Below are 14,957 nucleotides of genomic sequence, written 5' to 3'. Positions count from 1 at the left end.
AAGCAGACCCGTTCCATTCGGGATTCTCCGAGAGTGAGTTGCAGCGCTGGCTAGAATGGGGGGAATGGATGGTGCGACAGTTCCATCGCAGCTCCTCCGCCGTCGAAGGGCGCAATGGCCGCTTGTCCCAGTTGTATCATAACGGGCGAGGTCTGACGAAATGCCGCCTGGCTGCGCTAACGGTTATCCACAACTATGGGGTGAGACGTAGTGACGGCACTATCGCAGCCGAACGTCTGTTTAGCACCTCTTTCCCTGATCTTTTCGATTGGCTGCTCAACCAGATGGGGGAACTTCCCTTACCGAGGAAGTCCCGCCACCGGGTTGTGCATAACCCATTGAAGTTAGAGATTGTCCCGGCTTAAGTGGGAAGCCCATGTTTGGCACCAGGCGGAGGCGGCTGGTCGGAAAAGATGGTTTGACCCGTGTCCTTGTCGACCCAGCGATAAGTGGTCTGGGCAACGGCGAGCGAAGCCGTCAGCAGGGCAGCGCTTAGAATGACGAGACGTAGCGTAGGCATGGCTTTATCCTCCGGTAATTACAACGGAATCATAGCACTGCTCTGTGCCCGGACGAGCGTGGCCGATGCGACAAGAAACAGGCCGAGCAGCAGCGTGCGTAATTTCATGTTCATCCTCCCCGCTGCCAAGCATGGAAGCGCGCCACCCATGCCAGCAAGGCTTGCGGCGCATGCGCCTTCTTCCAGACTCCGGCCACATACTTGTTGGCCTCGGCCATGGTCGGGTAGATGTGGATGGTGCCGAGGATCTTGTTCAGGCCGATGCCGTTCTTCATCGCCAGCACGTACTCGGCGATCAAGTCGCCGGCGTGCTCGCCGACGATGGTGACGCCGAGAATGCGATCCTTGCCCGGCACGGTCAGCACCTTGATAAAGCCATGCGCCTCGCTGTCGGAGATCGCCCGGTCGAGGTCGTCGATGTCGTAGCGGCTGACCTCATAGTCGATGCCCTTCTCCTTCGCCTCCGTCTCGTTCAGGCCGACGCGCGCCACTTCGGGCTCGACGAAGGTCGCCCAGGGAATCACCGAGTAGTCGGCCTTGAATTTCTTGAAGGGATCGAACAGGGCATTGACCGCCGCATACCAGGCCTGGTGCGCGGCGGTGTGGGTGAACTGGTAGGGGCCGGCGACGTCGCCGGCGGCGTATATGTTGGGGTAACTGGTCTGCAGGAATTCGTTGGTGTCGACCGTGCGCGTCGTGGCGACACCGATCTCTTCCAGCCCGTAGCCTTTGAGGTTGGCGACGCGACCGACGGCGACCAGCACGGCATCGAATGAGATGCGTACTTCGCGGCTGCTGTTGCCATCCTGGTGTTCGGCGACCAGAATCTTCTCGCCGTTTTCGATAAGAAACTGCTTGGCCTTGTGGTTGAGCAGCACATCGACGCCCTCCCGGCAGAAGCGTGCGGCGACGAGCTCCGAGACCTCGGGGTCTTCGCGGATCATCAGGCGCGGCAGCATTTCGACCTGCGACACTTGCGAACCGAAGCGGGCGAAGGCCTGTGTCAGCTCGCAGCCGATCGGACCGCCACCGAGTACCAGCAGACGTTTGGGCAGTTCGCGCAGATTCCAGACGCTGTCCGAGGTCAGGTAGCCGACCTCCTCGATGCCGGGGATGGGCGGCACGAAAGGCCGCGCGCCGGCCGCGATGACGATGCCGCGCGTGCTCATGCGCTCGCTGGCGCCGTTGTGGCGCGTGACTTCGACTTCCCAAGGCGAAACGATCTTCGCGTTGCCTTCGATCACGTCGACGCCCAGCCCGGTGTAGCGTTCGACGGAATCGTGCGGCTCGATGTCGCGCACGACGCGCTGCACGCGCTCCATCACCTCGGCAAACGAAAAGTCGGCGCTGGCGCTACGGCAACCGAATTCCGCTGCGCGCCGCGTGTGCGACAGAAACTTCGCCGAACGGATCAGCGCTTTCGAAGGCACGCAACCCGTGTTGAGGCAGTCGCCGCCCAGCTTGTGCTTCTCGATCAGCGTCACTTTCGCCTTCACCGCCGCCGCGATATAGGCCGTGACCAGGCCGGCGCTGCCGCCGCCGATGACGATGAGGTTGCGATCAAACTTCGCCGGCTTCGTCCAGCGCGCATAGACCTTGCGCGCCTTGACGGTATCGACGATCTTCTTGGCGATCAGCGGAAAGATGCCGAGCAGGGCAAACGAGGCGATCAGGCCCGGCGAGAGGATGCCGGAGAGGCTGGAAATGCCGGCCAACTGGGTGCCGGCATTGACGTACACCAGCGTGCCGGCCAGCATGCCGAGCTGGCTGACCCAGTAGAAGGTGGCGGCGCGCATGGGCGTGAGGCCCATCAGCAGGTTGATCATGAAGAAGGGAAACACCGGCACCAGGCGCAGGGTGAACAGATAGAAGCCGCCCTCCTTGCCGACGCCTTCGTTGATCGCGCGCAGGCGCTCGCCGAAACGGTTCTGCACCCAGTCGCGCAGCAGGAAACGCGAGGCGAGGAAGGCCAGGGTCGCGCCGAGGCTGGAAGCGAAGGACACCAGCAGCGTGCCCCACAGCAAGCCGAACACGGCGCCGCCGGCCAGGGTCATGATCGCCGCGCCGGGCAGGGACAGCGCGGTCACCGCGACGTAGGCGACGAAGTACATGCCGGCGGTCAGCCAGGGATGGGCCTGGCGATAGGCATCAAGCGCCACCTGCTGGGCCTTCAGCGCATCGAGGCTGAAGTAACGCCCCAGATCCAATCCAATATAAAGCGCCACAAACACGGCAACGGCGACAACGACAAGCAGTTTACGCAATGACAAGAGGTTCTCCCTGAAATGGTTCGCCAAACATGATGTCTCTTCGGTCTTGCCTATTGGTCGTGCAGTTGGCCAATAACTTACAAAGTCGCGACTCGTTCCCGACGTGGAAGGTCCGCGTTTGAAAACGCGACCCATGACAAACCGGTGAACGCGGCGGATTTGCACGCACGAACTGGCGCGTCATGGCGCGGAAGAATTGCCCGCCGACCGGTTCCTGCGTGACCGAAAAACTGTCGGCCAGCGCGTCGATCAATCAGGGTCGGCATCGGCCCGACCCAGTCCAGGGCATGACGAACTGCTTGGCGCCGTTGTCGAAGGCGAGGAACAGGGCGATGCCGACCAGGATGATTTCGATCGCCCGGATCGTCTAGCAGCAGCCGCAGCTTTCGTCGCTGCTGCCGGTACCAGCGCTGTTGGCAGCGTTCGTGCCCGCATTGGCGCCCGCATTTGTGTTGAAAGGCAGCGCCTTGCTGCAACCCTCGAACAGGCCGTAATGGTGCGAAAAGTCGCCGATGAAATCGAAATGCGGCGCCAGCCGGCTTTCCTTGAGCATGCGCCAGGTGTTGCCGCAGACTGGAAACACGCGCCCCATTTCGATGCGATGGTGCTTGTCGAGGACGAAGGCCTGGGCGTGCTGCGGAATGCTGCCGCGATAGACGACCGCTTGGCCGTAATCCTCGCAGTCGGATGCATGTTTCCTCCTGGGGCGAATGTGAGTCGAGCGCATCGCCGCAGCTGCTGCCCGGCAGACCATAGCCAGGCGCATTGAGCCGGCGCAAACCGGCCAGGCCGGCTTCGAAGATGCCGTCGCCGCGCTGTTGGTCGACGTTCTCTTCCAGGTAGCAGGGCAGCGAGGCGACGATTTCGACGACGTTGGCAGCGAGAAGATCGGCCAGGTCTTCATGAATTCTTACAGTCTCCCGGAAATCGACGGTTTCCGCCAGTCCGAGTCAGGCTGTCAGCGGGGTTTGGATGCTTCGCCGGCGCGAAATACCTCGGTGGCGGGATTAAATGCATACCAGGCGAACCAGTAGCCGACCACGGCCGCCAGTTGCTGCCCGTCCTGCCAGCGATCCGTGGGCCGAGACGTCGCGCCTGGGTAAGCCGTAGAGCCCATGCCCGATTCGCTCCAGCAGGCCGCGGCGGACGGCCCGGGTCAGGGAAACCCGGGGAATTCCAAGCGGTGCCAGATCGCAGGGGCGATCAAGAGATCCAACAGGCGCTCGCTGACCAGCAAGCTCAGCCGCAGGCTCGCCCAATTCGGCACGCTCCCCCTCGACGAAACAATTGAGCCAGCGAAAGTCGAGGCCGTTGTCGCCAAAATAGCTGCTGCCCACGACGACATCGAACACCTGCAGGACGAACTCAAGACCCTGAAGGAACACCGCCAAGAGACACCCTCTCCTGTTCCGGCTTGCCTGGCGGCTTGATGTTCCTGGGGACGACGAAGCCCGGCCACAGTGCATTTTCGGTATCGAGGAAAGCCAGTTCCAGTTCCCGCAGGCGGTGCAGATCACGCTGTCGCGTCTTGTCGTTGAGCTTCAGATAGAGGCTGGTGTACCAGGGCGCGTGCCGCACTTCGTCGAGTGGCAGTGGTCGCCCGCGATCAAGGAGGATGGAAAGAATGGTGTATTGCCGGGCGTTGATCTGCTTATCGTCGAGAGCGCGGCGGATCTTGCTCTCGTAGAGCAGCATGCTGACCAGTCGATTGACGCGATCATGCAGCGTATTGATGGTCTGGCGCATCCCTTCGAGGTGAAAGTCGACAAAAGCTTGATTGGGGGCATCTCGCCCTTTCTCGGCGGCCTTGCGGCAAGTGTTGAAGAGGGTGAAGTAGGCGTCGATATTCTGCAGGTAGTAGCGCGCCAGGGCGAAGGGGGCGTAGCGGTAACCGGCGGCCTGCAGCAAGGTGGCTTCGATGACGCGACCGACGCGGCCATTGCCGTCCCAGAAAGGATGAATCTGTTCGTAGTAGAGATGCACGAGGGGCGCGCGGATCAGTGCTGGAACACCGGCCGCTTCGAGCTCGCCATGCCAGGCGATCAGTGCAGAGAGCAGACGCTCGATGTCCTTGCCGTATTGCGGCGGCTTGTAGCGGCCGCCATGCGCGGCGTCACCGACATAGGTGAAACGGGTTTTCGGGTTGTCGCGGATCAGGCCGGGGCGATTGTCTTCGTGCGGGATATCCGCGGTGATCAGTCGATGCAGGTCGACGATGAATTCTGTCGTCAGCGACCAGCCAGGGGGTTTTTTGCGGCGGCCTGCGACAGGTCGTAGGCTGCCTTGATATTGAGTGCGCGTTGTTGCTCGACCGCTTGCACCTGGCGAAGATCGAGGATCAGGGCACTGGCGGTCTCTTCCTCGGTTAGCGTGCCGCCTTCGATGGTGTTGGTGCCGAACACGCTGCTGACCATGACCTCCTGCTCCAATCGGTTCACCACCTGCGACAGGAGGGACGCGACGAAGCGTGCGTGCGCGTCTTCAACGCGCTGGAGCGCCAGATCGACAGCCGACAGCGTGCATCCAGGCTGGAAGACGAAGGGCCCGAAGCGGTCGGTGTCCATCCGGCGAGAAATGTCTGAACAGTCTTTGAGCAATATTTTGTCGTGCATGATGTCCGGGGTTCTATTGCAAACTATCTTTATTTTTCCTCAGGATACACCCATGTTAAAACAAATATGTCTCCGGAAATGTCGCATTCGGCCTCTTTCCGGTCGTCGCCTTTCAGGTCTTCCGCATCGGCGTCCTTCGGCTTTTGCCGGTAGCAGTGGTGCGCCTCGTCAGAAAGCCGCGCGTCAAGTTCCTGCTGCCCGGCCGGCGCACGTCTGACTGATCGATCTTTTCGGCTAGAATGGGTGCGGACATAGGGCAGCATCATTCCCATAGGGGTAGAATTGGCAGGGATCGTCAGATCATTATGTCGGTAATGTGTTCGTAAACAATTAGATAGTGTTGTTGTTCGAGTCCCTTCCTGGCACCATACAAACCCTCATATCCGACCACTTCATGAATGCAAGCCGAAAACCGGGCGCCGATACGGTTGGAGAAGCACTGAATGCCAAAGGCTTCCAGATGATCCAGGATCTCACCCGAGAACTGGCGGGTGACTTTGCCTTCCCCACTTGCTTTGAAGCAGCCTTCCGCCTGCGCCAGGCATTGCAGAATCCGGACCTGCCCATTTCACGAATCAGCAACATCGTCGGCGGCGAACCCTTGGTTGCCACCAAGCTGATGCAGTTGGCCAATTCATCCCTTTACAGAGCCCATCACGCGCCGGCCCTGGATCTCAAGGCGGCCATCAGCCGTCTGGGCGTCGATGTGGTACGCACCACGGCACTGGCCATCGCCATGCGCCAGTTCATACGTTCCAAGGAAATCCTGGTCTTCAACGACCTCGCTCTCGCCCTCTGGGAGCATTCCCTCAAAACCGCTGCGGGTGCTCGCATTCTGGCCCGCAACCAAACTCGGATCAACCAGGATGAGGCTCTGCTGGCCGGCCTGGTCCACGACCTCGGGGCCTTCTACTTGCTTAACCGCGCAGCCCGGTACTCCAAGTTGCGTGCCAGCCCGGAGTCCGTCAAGCACCTTATCGCGCAGTGGCATGAAAGCATCGGGGTCACGCTGCTCAGCGCTCTTGGTATGCCCGGGGAAATCGTCGACGCCACCATGGATCACGACCAGCCGTGGCTGGTGCCGGAAACGGTACTGACATTGCCAGATATTGTATATATCGGCAATATTCTCGCCGGCACTCATGTTGAATGGCTCCATCAGACGTTCGACCCCGATGGTGGCGGATTCGAAGTCGTCCGCCAGATCTTTGCTGGAATCCTGCCGGAAATCGAATCCGATGCCCAGGAAATGCAGCTCGTATTCGCGTAGCCGAACCTCGGACATCCACTCTCGCCGAGAAGCGAGCAACCGGGCGGGACCGGCCAAGGCTCCAATAGACGGCAGGGGAGGGCAAGGTCATGGCCCTTGGTCTCCCGGCAGCGCTGCCCGCCAAGCTGCCAGCTTGCGTTCAAAAGCCAGGGTATACGCCGGGCTGGTCGAAGGCAGGATCCGGGTTTCGTAGCCATGCTGCTGAAACCAGCCAGCAGATCTGCCGGCGGTCTGGCCGTTGAAGCAGACGCGCAGCAAAGCCGGCACTTCGCTACGCAGTCGCGAAAAATCGTTGAGCACCGGCGACTGGATCGCTGCGTCGAGCGCACCCTGGCGCAGGCACTGGCGATACACATCCCAGACACCGATGCCATTCTTGAGTAGACGCCGTTGCCTGTCCGCGTAATCGAGTTCGGGCAGTGGCTCGCCGAGCAGCGCGCCGAGCAAGCGCCAGAACTGGTTCTGGCGGTGCGCATAGTATTGCGCTGCCGCCAGTGAGGCCGGTGAAGGAAAACTGCCGAGAATCAGCGTCCTCACGCCGGCATCGAGAATCGGCGGCAGACCGTGCAGCAGCGGCGGTCCGCCGCCGGTGATCAACGGCCGCTGCCCAGCGAGAGGGCCAGCATCAGGTCGTTGATGCGCTTGACGAAGCCCGCCGGATCCTCGAGCGAGCCGCCTTCAGCCAGCGTTGCCTGTTCAAGCAGCAGATTGGCCCAGTCGTCGAAGCGGGTCTCTTCATACTTGAGACGCTGTACCGCCGGGTGCTTCGGGTTGATTTCCAGGATCGGCTTGCTCGCCGGTGCCTGCTGGCCGGCAGCCTTGAGGATGCGCTGCAGATTGCCGCCGAGGTCGTACTGATCGGCAACCAGGCACGAAGGCGAATCGGTCAGGCGATACGTGACACGAACGTCCTTCACCTTGTCGCCCAGGGTGGTCTTGATTTTCCCGAGCAGTTCCTTGAACTCGTCGGCAGCCTTCTCGGCCTCTTCCTTCTCGGCCACATCTTCAAGCTTGCCGAGATCGAGCCCGCCCTTGGCCACCGATTGCAGCGGCTTGCCGTCGAACTCGGTGAGATGACCGGTGACCCATTCATCGACACGGTCGGAGAGCAGCAGCACTTCGATGCCCTTCTTGCGGAAAATCTCGAGGTGCGGGCTATGCCTGGCGGCGGTGAAGGTTTCCGCAGTGACGTAGTAGATTTTCTCCTGGCCATCCTTCATCCGCGACACGTAGTCGGCGAGCGAGACATTTTCTTCCGGCGTATCGGTGTGCGTCGAGGCAAAGCGCAGCAGTTTGGCGATGCGATCCTTATTGGTGAAATCCTCGCCGACGCCTTCCTTGAGCACGCGGCCGAATTCCTTCCAGAAGTTTGCGTATTTTTCCTTGTCGGCGAGTTCTTCGCTGTCGGCAAGGCTTTCGAGCAGGCCGAGCACCTTCTTCACGCAGCCGCCACGAATGCTCTCGATGTCGCGTGACTGCTGCAGGATTTCACGCGAGACGTTGAGCGGCAGGTCGTTGGAATCGACGATCCCGCGCACGAAACGCAGGTATACCGGCATCAGTTGCTCGGCGTCGTCCATGATGAAGACGCGACGCACATAGAGCTTGATGCCGTGGCGGGCGGTACGTTCGAAGAGATCGAAGGGGGCTCGCGACGGGATGTACAGGAGTTGCGTATATTCCTGCTTGCCTTCGACACGGGCGTGCACATGCGCCAGCGGATCTTCGAAATCATGCGCAACATGCTTGTAGAACTCCTTGTACTGCTCGTCGCTGATCTCCGACTTGGGGCGAGTCCACAAGGCCGAAGCCTGGTTCACCGTTTCGTCTTCGTCGGTGACGACCTGGGCCTTCTTCTCCTCGTTCCATTCCTCCTTCTTCATCACGATCGGCAAGGTGATGTGGTCGGAATACTTGCGGATGATCTCGCGCACTTTCCAGTTCGACAGAAACTCGTCCTCGCCTTCACGCAGGTGCAGGGTCACTTCAGTGCCGCGCTGCGCCCGCTCGATCACCTCGATCGTGAAATCGCCTTCTCCCGACGATTCCCAACGGATCGCCTGATTGGCCTCGAGGCCGGCACGGCGGGATACCACCGTCACCTTGTCGGCGACGATATACGACGAATAGAAACCGACGCCGAACTGGCCGATCAGATGCGCGTCCTTGGCCTGGTCGCCGGTCAGCGCCGAAAAGAACTCGCGGGTTCCCGATTTGGCGATTGTTCCGAGGTGCTCTACCGCTTCTTCGCGCGACAGGCCGATGCCGTTGTCGGAGATGCTGAGCGTCCGCGCCGCCTTGTCGAAGGCGACGCGGATCTTCAGATCGCTGTCGTCACCGTAAAGGCCGGCATTGTTCAAGGCCTCGAAGCGCAGCCTGTCGCAGGCGTCGGAAGCGTTGGAGATCAACTCGCGCAGAAAGATCTCCTTGTTGCTGTACAACGAATGAATCATCAAATTCAGCAGTTGTTTGACTTCTGCCTGAAAACCGAGAGTTTCCTTCTGTGCACCCATGTGAGACTCCGTGAAAAATGTGGATCAAAAGCGGAAGAGATGCGGCGGCAGCAGCAGCAGGCACGCGCAATGCATCAGCAAATGGGGACGGACCTTGCCATTTCAAGCCCTGGCAACGGTGCGATCGTTCTCGCTGGCTGCGTCGGTTAGGCATCGATGCGCAGGCAATCGATCCCGAACACTTCAACTTTCGATGCTCAGATACTCGACGTGGAGTACTTCGACCTCGCGCAAGCCGGCGGGGCTCTGAAAACGTACCGTATCACCTGCCCGAGATTTGAGCAGCGCACGTGCCAGTGGCGACACCCAACTGATGCGTCCGCGTGCGAAGTCGGTTTCGTCGACGCCGACGATCTGGTAGGTGCTTTCAAGCCCCTGCTGGTCGCAGATAGTCACCGTTGCGCCAAAGAAGACCTGCTCGGTATGCGCACGCATCAGCGGATCGACAATTTCGGCGAGATCGAGGCGTTTGGTCAGAAAGCGGATGCGTCGATCGATCTCGCGCAGCCGCCGCTTGCCATAAATGTAGTCGGCGTTTTCGGAGCGGTCGCCGTTTGCTGCAGCCCATTGCACCACGGACACGACCTGCGGGCGCTCGACGCGCAACAACTGCTCGAGTTCCGCGCGGATGCGTGCGTGCCCGCCCGGGGTGATGTAGTTGCGAGTTCCTTCCGGCAACTGCAGTGCGGGATCAGTAGCCGATATTGAAAGCGGCAACATCGATGCGCACGGTATCGCGCCCCAGGGCGAGCGCCGTGTAGCGGGCAAAACGAGTCGCCCAGTCCTTGCCGTCGATGAAGCGCTGCTCGCCGCCGTAGCGGGCGACATTAAGAATCTTGTCGATAATCAACACTTTTCCCATTGGATTGCTGGGTTCGCATTCGAGATCGGCGAACTCCTTGTCAAACCAGCGGCGTGCTTCTTCGGGAGAACCGACGGCAAGTTCGGTATGGGAGAACTTGAACTCGTACTGCCTCTCCCGCCCAAACGAAACGATAATGTGGTAAACCATCTGCCTCCTCTCGGGGGTGTCTCAAGGTTACAATTGCATCCTCTATTCTATTCGCAAAAGCGCCCCATGCTGCAAGTCCCGAACGCGCGCAGCGAGTTTATTGATGGCGACAATCATCGCGTCGCCGTTGTTTTTTGTCCTGGGCGCGCCTACCATAGCTCCTGAGCTGCCGCTGCATCGTCGCCACCTTACCCGCAGCCGTGATCGCCTGGCGGATGCGCAGTACCTTGCTCACCGTCGTTCCTGGCATGCTCGCCCGCGGGGCGCTGCAGACCTTGCCCGGCTCGTCCGATTCACAAAAACTGGGGATATCGCCGATCATGCTGACCGAAGAACAGATCACCGAAAACCGTGCCACCCTGCATGAACTGCAGATCGAACATCACGATCTCAATCAGGTGATCGATCACCTGATGCAGAACCCGCCACCCGACGACCTCCTGATCCGGCGGCTCAAGAAACGCAAGTTGCTGCTCAAGGATCGCATCACCCTTCTCGAGCACCTGATCGAGCCGGAAGACCGGGCCTGATCAGACGATCCGTCAAGCATGACGGACAAGGCCGCATGGAACTGACTGTCGCCGGCCACCGCTGCCGCCTGGGCACTGGCGGCAGACCTTTCGACCCGGCGAACTCGCGCTGGCCACCGCTGCTGCTGATCCACGGTGCCGCCAATGATCGCGACGCCTGGCTGCAGGTCGCCGGCGCTCTGGCCACTGCCGGCTGCGCCGTCCTGGTTCCCGACCTGCCAGGGCACGGCCTCTCCAGCGGACCACCCTTGCGCAGCATCGAGGCTCTCGCCGACTGGCTGCCGCGGCTGCTCGATGCCGCCGCTGTCGAACAGGCCATTCTGGTCGGGCACTCGATGGGCTCGCTGATTGCTCTCGAGTGTGCCGCGCGCCATCCGCAACGCGTGCACCGGCTGGCGCTGCTCGGTACGTCGGCACCGATGCCGGTCGCCGAGGCCTTGCTCAGCCGTGCCGTAGCCCATCCCGACCGCGTCCTTCGAATGATGAACGAGTATTCTCTGACCCAGCAGTTCCAACTCACCGGCGGCACCGGTCACGGCATCTGGGGACCCGGCGTGACGCTGGCGATCATGCGCCGCAGCCCGCCGGGCACGCTGGCGATCGACCTCGCCAACTGCAACCATTATGCGCGCGGCCTCGAAGCCGCTGCCGAGGTCGCTTGCCCGACGCTGTTGCTGGTCGCGCGCCGCGACCGCATGACGCCACGCCGCAACCTGCCAGCGCTGCAATCGGCTCTGCGTCAGGTGCTGCGCGCCGAGATTCCCGACTGCGGGCACGCCATGATGAACGAACAGCCGCAAGCGGTCGTCGAGCAGCTCCTGAGCTTCCTCGCCCGCCCGGCGGACGCCAGCCGCTAACGCTTCTCGGCACCCGAGCGCGCCAGCACGACGACCGCGGCGAGGATGATCGCACCACCGGCGATCTGCCAACTGCCGATCGCCTCGCCAAGAAAGATCGCTGCCAGGATCACCGTGACCACCGGTTCGAGCGTCGACAGCGTCGCCGCATCGGCTGCACCCAGCCGCGCCATGCCGGCAAAGAAGGTGATCATCGCCACCACCGTCGAGAACAGCGCGATGCCGCCGACGGCCGCCCAGGCCACCGGCGATGCCGGGAAAGCCGCGCCGCGCGACAGCACGATCAGCCCGTACACCGCCGCCGCCGCGAGCATGATCACCGTTGCCGACGGCATCGCCCCGACCAGCGGCGTGACGCGCTCGCCGACCAGGATATAGACCGAGTAGATCAACGCCGCCCCGATCCCGAGCAGAATGCCGAAAACACTGCCGGCGAGGCTGCCGCCGACGGCGAGACCGGTACCGAACAGCGCCGCCGCCACTGCCAACAGGCGCAGCAGCGACAGCCGCCGCCGCGCCAGCAGCGCCGACAGTACGGTGACGATCGCCGGATAGAGGTAAAGCAGCAGCGCCGTCAGTCCGGCCGTCGCATACTGCAGGGCGGCGAAGTAGCAGAACGACTGAGCGACGTAGCCGACCCCGCCCATCGCCACCAGCAGCAGCAGATTGCGGCCGCGCGGCCACACCATACCGCGTACGCGCATCAGCACGGCCATCATCAGACCGGCCAGCGCGAAACGCAGGAACAACATGCTTGGCAAATCGACACTCTCGGCGTAAGCCAGCTTGGCGAAGATCGGCATGGCTCCGAAACCTGCCGCCGAAGCGACGATGCAGACGAAACCGCCAAGGCGCGTGCCTGTGCCAGGAACAGCTGGAACCATCAAGGGAACTCGGAAACATTGCCGCCGTGGCAGCGCGGGTGAAAGAATCCGGACAGTCCGCGAAGCCTGCCGGTACTGCGGAAGATGCATGATGACATAAGCCTTGCCGAGAACCTATACTCAGATCAGGCGGCAGGCCGCAATCACCGGCTCGTAAGCGCCGAGTGCAGGGTAAGTCTTGCAGCCCGCTGCGGATCGTCCTGCGCCGCCAGTACCGTTCTTGGGAGATCGTGATGTCCGAAAATACGCATCCACCTGCACCGAACCTGGCAGCGACCCCTTGGCAATCGCCACAGCAGCGGCGACGTTTCGCTGCGCCGTGGCGGACACTCTTGTCCGCGCTGCTCTTCGCCACCAACGCTGCCGGAACTGACGACATGGACTACAACCGTGCGCGAACGCGCATGGTCGCAGAGCAGTTGAGCGCCAGCACGCGCGGCATCAGCAATCCCGCGGTGCTCCAGGCGATGGCCACAGTGCCACGGCATGAGTTCGTTCCGGCAAACCTCAGGCACTACGCCTACGACGACCGGCCACTGCCGATCGGCTATGCCCAGACCATCTCGCAGCCCTACGTGGTTGCCTTCATGACCGAGAAGCTGGAACCACAAGCAAACGACCGGGTGCTGGAGATCGGTACCGGCTCGGGTTACCAGGCGGCAATCCTGGCGGGTCTGGTACGCGCCGTGTACAGCATCGAAATCGTCGAGCCGCTGGCCGTCCGGGCGCAGGCCGATCTGGCCAGACTTGGCTACGGCAATGTCAGCGTGCGGCACGGCGATGGTTACCTGGGCTGGCCGGAGGCAGCGCCTTTCGACGCGATCATCGTCACCTGCGCCCCCGATCACGTGCCGAAGCCGCTGATCGACCAGCTCAGGGAGGGCGGCCGCATGGTCATTCCAGTCGGAGAACTCGATGATCAGAACCTGTATCTGCTGCGGAAACGGGGAAAGACGCTGCAGCGCGAAGCCATCCTGCCAGTGCGCTTCGTACCGATGACCGGCACCGCCAGCCGCCGCTAGTCATCGTCATCGACATTCTGTCGCTCCGGAGTGCTGCAACTGGTTATCGCCGTAGAACTCCCCACGACGGCGTCGAGCACCCCTCATTCGAGCTCGCGCAGCCGCCCGACCGCTTCCTCGACGCGTCGCACGGCGATCACTTCGATGCCGCCGATCGCCTGCCTCGACTGGTTGGCTTCGGGAATCAGCGCGCGCGTGAAGCCGAGTTTGGCGGCCTCCCGGAGGCGCTCCTGGCCACGCGGCGCCGGGCGGATTTCGCCGGCCAGGCCCACTTCTCCAAAGACCACGAGTTTGGCCGGCAAGGCGCGGTTTTGCAGCGACGAGACGATCGCCAGCAGCACCGCGAGGTCGGCCGCGGGTTCGCCGATCTTGACGCCGCCGACGGCATTGACGAAAACGTCCTGATCGAAGCAGACGATGCCGGCGTGGCGGTGCAGGACCGCCAGCAGCATCGCCAGTCGCTGCGCGTCCAGCCCGACCGTCAGGCGGCGCGGGTTGCCGTGCGCCTGATCGACCAGCGCCTGAATCTCGACCAGCAGCGGTCGCGTGCCTTCCTGGGTGACCAGCACGCAGGAGCCGGGAACATCGCTGCCGTGTGGTGACAGAAAAATCGCCGAAGGATTGCTCACCCCCTTCAGTCCACGGTCGGTCATGGCAAAGACGCCGATTTCGTTGACCGCCCCATAGCGGTTCTTGACCGCCCGGATCAGGCGGAAGCTCGAGTGCGTGTCCCCCTCGAAATAGAGGACGGTATCCACGATGTGTTCGAGGACGCGCGGCCCGGCCAGCGCGCCCTCTTTGGTGACGTGGCCGACCAGAATCACCGTGATGCCGGTCTGTTTGGCCAGGCGGGTGAGCTGCGCCGCGCATTCGCGCACCTGCGCGACCGATCCCGGTGCCGAACTGAGCTGCTCCGACCACAGCGTCTGGATCGAATCGATCACCGCCACCTGCGGCTGCGCAGACTGCAGCGTGGCGAGGATCTTCTCCAGATGGATTTCCGCCAGCAGTTTCAGTTTGCCGGTGTCGAGCGCCAGCCGCCGCGCGCGCATCGCCACCTGCTGGCCGGACTCCTCGCCGCTGACATAGAGCACCTGCTGTGTCGCCGACAGGGCCGCCAGCGCCTGCAACAACAGCGTGCTCTTGCCGATTCCCGGATCGCCGCCGATCAGCACGACGCCCCCGCTGACCAGCCCGCCTCCGAGCGCCCGATCGAACTCGTCGATGCCGGTCGGCAGCCGGTCCGCTTCGCGCGTTTCGATCTCGGAAAGCGTCTGCAGTCCAGCGGTGCCGCCGAGGGCGGCAAAACGCCGCTGGCTGCCGGTAGCCGCCGGCGTTTCGGCAATCGTCTCGAGCAGCGTATTCCAGACCCCGCAAGCGGGGCACTGTCCTTGCCACTTGCCGGTGCTGGCGCCGCACTCGCTGCAGGTGAAAACGGTTTTGGGAGGGTTCCCCGGCCGCGCCATG

Annotated in this window: 18 protein-coding genes and 2 pseudogenes; 5 read left to right on the top strand and 15 right to left on the bottom strand. The window is 62.3% G+C overall.

What is annotated here, in order from left to right:
* Positions 1-365, top strand: a 365-nt coding sequence (locus E4Q08_RS24060; RefSeq protein ID WP_248594878.1) for a DUF6399 domain-containing protein, incomplete at its 5' end; no start/stop codon positions are given.
* Here E4Q08_RS24060 and E4Q08_RS12645 read toward each other — a convergent pair.
* The 9 genes and pseudogenes from E4Q08_RS12645 to E4Q08_RS12610 all read right to left on the bottom strand — a co-directional run bounded on the left by E4Q08_RS12645 (position 362) and on the right by E4Q08_RS12610 (position 5,668).
* Positions 362-520 (bottom strand): DUF4124 domain-containing protein, encoded by a 159-nt coding sequence (locus tag E4Q08_RS12645; protein ID WP_169070634.1) that lies wholly within the window; start codon positions 518-520, stop codon positions 362-364. The two genes, E4Q08_RS24060 and E4Q08_RS12645, sit on opposite strands and share 4 nt — an antisense overlap.
* 110 nt (positions 521-630) lie before the next feature.
* Positions 631-2,790 (bottom strand): dihydrolipoyl dehydrogenase family protein, encoded by a 2,160-nt coding sequence (locus E4Q08_RS12640; protein WP_169070633.1) that lies wholly within the window; start codon positions 2,788-2,790, stop codon positions 631-633.
* A complete protein-coding gene (locus E4Q08_RS12635) occupies positions 2,777-3,043 on the bottom strand; it encodes an HvfC/BufC family peptide modification chaperone (RefSeq protein WP_169070632.1) in 267 nt (88 codons plus the stop codon). Before E4Q08_RS12635 ends, E4Q08_RS12640 begins: the two co-directional genes overlap by 14 nt.
* A 114-nt stretch (positions 3,044-3,157) precedes the next feature.
* A pseudogene (locus E4Q08_RS12630) lies at positions 3,158-3,472 on the bottom strand (methyltransferase domain-containing protein); the annotation flags it as partial.
* A 55-nt stretch (positions 3,473-3,527) separates the two neighbouring features.
* A pseudogene (locus E4Q08_RS24795) lies at positions 3,528-3,692 on the bottom strand (arsenosugar biosynthesis radical SAM (seleno)protein ArsS); the annotation flags it as partial.
* 105 nt (positions 3,693-3,797) lie between these two features.
* Positions 3,798-4,175: a type IV toxin-antitoxin system AbiEi family antitoxin domain-containing protein gene (locus tag E4Q08_RS26145; protein ID WP_372703662.1), complete on the bottom strand. Its 378-nt coding sequence runs from the start codon at positions 4,173-4,175 to the stop codon at positions 3,798-3,800.
* Complete coding sequence (locus tag E4Q08_RS12615; RefSeq protein ID WP_308240131.1) at positions 4,156-4,974, bottom strand: Fic family protein; 819 nt, start codon at positions 4,972-4,974, stop codon at positions 4,156-4,158. The genes E4Q08_RS26145 and E4Q08_RS12615 overlap by 20 nt, the downstream gene beginning before the upstream one ends.
* A 44-nt stretch (positions 4,975-5,018) precedes the next feature.
* Positions 5,019-5,402, bottom strand: a complete 384-nt coding sequence (locus E4Q08_RS24790) for a Fic family protein (RefSeq protein ID WP_248594876.1) — start codon at positions 5,400-5,402, stop codon at positions 5,019-5,021.
* A 29-nt stretch (positions 5,403-5,431) separates the two neighbouring features.
* A complete protein-coding gene (locus tag E4Q08_RS12610; RefSeq protein WP_169070630.1) occupies positions 5,432-5,668 on the bottom strand; it encodes a hypothetical protein in 237 nt (78 codons plus the stop codon).
* A 128-nt stretch (positions 5,669-5,796) separates the two neighbouring features.
* Between E4Q08_RS12610 and E4Q08_RS12605 the strand changes: the two genes are divergently transcribed.
* Positions 5,797-6,672: an HDOD domain-containing protein gene (locus tag E4Q08_RS12605; protein WP_169070629.1), complete on the top strand. Its 876-nt coding sequence runs from the start codon at positions 5,797-5,799 to the stop codon at positions 6,670-6,672.
* Positions 6,673-6,759: 87 nt separating this feature from the next.
* Here E4Q08_RS12605 and E4Q08_RS12600 read toward each other — a convergent pair whose 3' ends face one another.
* The 4 genes from E4Q08_RS12600 to E4Q08_RS12585 all read right to left on the bottom strand — a co-directional run bounded on the left by E4Q08_RS12600 (position 6,760) and on the right by E4Q08_RS12585 (position 10,197).
* A complete protein-coding gene (locus E4Q08_RS12600) occupies positions 6,760-7,245 on the bottom strand; it encodes a DNA-deoxyinosine glycosylase (RefSeq protein WP_169070644.1) in 486 nt (161 codons plus the stop codon).
* A gap of 20 nt (positions 7,246-7,265) precedes the next feature.
* A complete protein-coding gene (gene htpG, locus E4Q08_RS12595) occupies positions 7,266-9,185 on the bottom strand; it encodes a molecular chaperone HtpG (RefSeq protein ID WP_169070628.1) in 1,920 nt (639 codons plus the stop codon).
* Positions 9,186-9,368: 183 nt separating this feature from the next.
* The gene (gene greB / locus E4Q08_RS12590; protein ID WP_034911051.1) at positions 9,369-9,905 is read right to left on the bottom strand and encodes a transcription elongation factor GreB; all 537 of its coding nucleotides are present in this window, start codon (positions 9,903-9,905) and stop codon (positions 9,369-9,371) included.
* Positions 9,877-10,197, bottom strand: a complete 321-nt coding sequence (locus E4Q08_RS12585; protein ID WP_169070627.1) for a hypothetical protein — start codon at positions 10,195-10,197, stop codon at positions 9,877-9,879. The genes greB and E4Q08_RS12585 overlap by 29 nt, the downstream gene beginning before the upstream one ends.
* 215 nt (positions 10,198-10,412) lie before the next feature.
* Here E4Q08_RS12585 and E4Q08_RS12580 point away from each other — a divergent pair, with 215 nt between their 5' ends.
* Positions 10,413-10,727: a DUF465 domain-containing protein gene (locus tag E4Q08_RS12580; RefSeq protein ID WP_308240129.1), complete on the top strand. Its 315-nt coding sequence runs from the start codon at positions 10,413-10,415 to the stop codon at positions 10,725-10,727.
* 35 nt (positions 10,728-10,762) lie between these two features.
* Positions 10,763-11,584 carry an alpha/beta fold hydrolase gene (locus tag E4Q08_RS12575; protein WP_034918555.1) on the top strand — a complete coding sequence of 274 codons (822 nt, stop codon included), beginning with the start codon at positions 10,763-10,765 and terminating at the stop codon, positions 11,582-11,584.
* Here E4Q08_RS12575 and E4Q08_RS12570 read toward each other — a convergent pair.
* Entirely contained in the window at positions 11,581-12,468 is an 888-nt protein-coding gene (locus E4Q08_RS12570; protein ID WP_034918558.1) for a DMT family transporter, read from the bottom strand. The two genes, E4Q08_RS12575 and E4Q08_RS12570, sit on opposite strands and share 4 nt — an antisense overlap.
* 377 nt (positions 12,469-12,845) lie before the next feature.
* On the opposite strand from E4Q08_RS12570, the gene E4Q08_RS12565 reads away from it, so the two are divergent.
* Entirely contained in the window at positions 12,846-13,490 is a 645-nt protein-coding gene (locus tag E4Q08_RS12565) for a protein-L-isoaspartate(D-aspartate) O-methyltransferase (RefSeq protein WP_248594885.1), read from the top strand.
* An 83-nt stretch (positions 13,491-13,573) separates the two neighbouring features.
* On the opposite strand, the gene radA is transcribed toward E4Q08_RS12565, so the two are convergent.
* Complete coding sequence (gene radA / locus E4Q08_RS12560) at positions 13,574-14,956, bottom strand: DNA repair protein RadA (protein WP_034918560.1); 1,383 nt, start codon at positions 14,954-14,956, stop codon at positions 13,574-13,576.
* Between the last annotated feature and the right edge of the window lies 1 nt (position 14,957).

It is taken from the genome of Candidatus Accumulibacter contiguus (genome assembly GCF_012940005.1).
In the GTDB taxonomy this organism is placed as follows: domain Bacteria; phylum Pseudomonadota; class Gammaproteobacteria; order Burkholderiales; family Rhodocyclaceae; genus Accumulibacter; species Accumulibacter contiguus.
Note: the sequence above shows the minus strand (reverse complement) of the source record. Positions and strands in the feature narration are given on the sequence as shown.

Bases quoted from the DNA above. Each gene is read 5' to 3' on its own strand.
- E4Q08_RS12570 (WP_034918558.1), bottom strand. From the start codon at position 12,468: ATGGTTCCAGCTGTTCCTGGCACAGGCACGCGCCTTGGCGGTTTCGTC.
- E4Q08_RS12585 (WP_169070627.1), bottom strand. From the start codon at position 10,197: ATGGTTTACCACATTATCGTTTCGTTTGGGCGGGAGAGGCAGTACGAG.
- htpG (WP_169070628.1), bottom strand. From the start codon at position 9,185: ATGGGTGCACAGAAGGAAACTCTCGGTTTTCAGGCAGAAGTCAAACAA.
- E4Q08_RS12580 (WP_308240129.1), top strand. From the start codon at position 10,413: ATGCGCAGTACCTTGCTCACCGTCGTTCCTGGCATGCTCGCCCGCGGG.
- greB (WP_034911051.1), bottom strand. From the start codon at position 9,905: ATGTTGCCGCTTTCAATATCGGCTACTGATCCCGCACTGCAGTTGCCG.
- E4Q08_RS12575 (WP_034918555.1), top strand. From the start codon at position 10,763: ATGGAACTGACTGTCGCCGGCCACCGCTGCCGCCTGGGCACTGGCGGC.
- E4Q08_RS12565 (WP_248594885.1), top strand. From the start codon at position 12,846: ATGGACTACAACCGTGCGCGAACGCGCATGGTCGCAGAGCAGTTGAGC.
- E4Q08_RS12605 (WP_169070629.1), top strand. From the start codon at position 5,797: ATGAATGCAAGCCGAAAACCGGGCGCCGATACGGTTGGAGAAGCACTG.
- radA (WP_034918560.1), bottom strand. From the start codon at position 14,956: ATGGCGCGGCCGGGGAACCCTCCCAAAACCGTTTTCACCTGCAGCGAG.
- E4Q08_RS12645 (WP_169070634.1), bottom strand. From the start codon at position 520: ATGCCTACGCTACGTCTCGTCATTCTAAGCGCTGCCCTGCTGACGGCT.
- E4Q08_RS24790 (WP_248594876.1), bottom strand. From the start codon at position 5,402: ATGCACGACAAAATATTGCTCAAAGACTGTTCAGACATTTCTCGCCGG.
- E4Q08_RS12610 (WP_169070630.1), bottom strand. From the start codon at position 5,668: ATGATGCTGCCCTATGTCCGCACCCATTCTAGCCGAAAAGATCGATCA.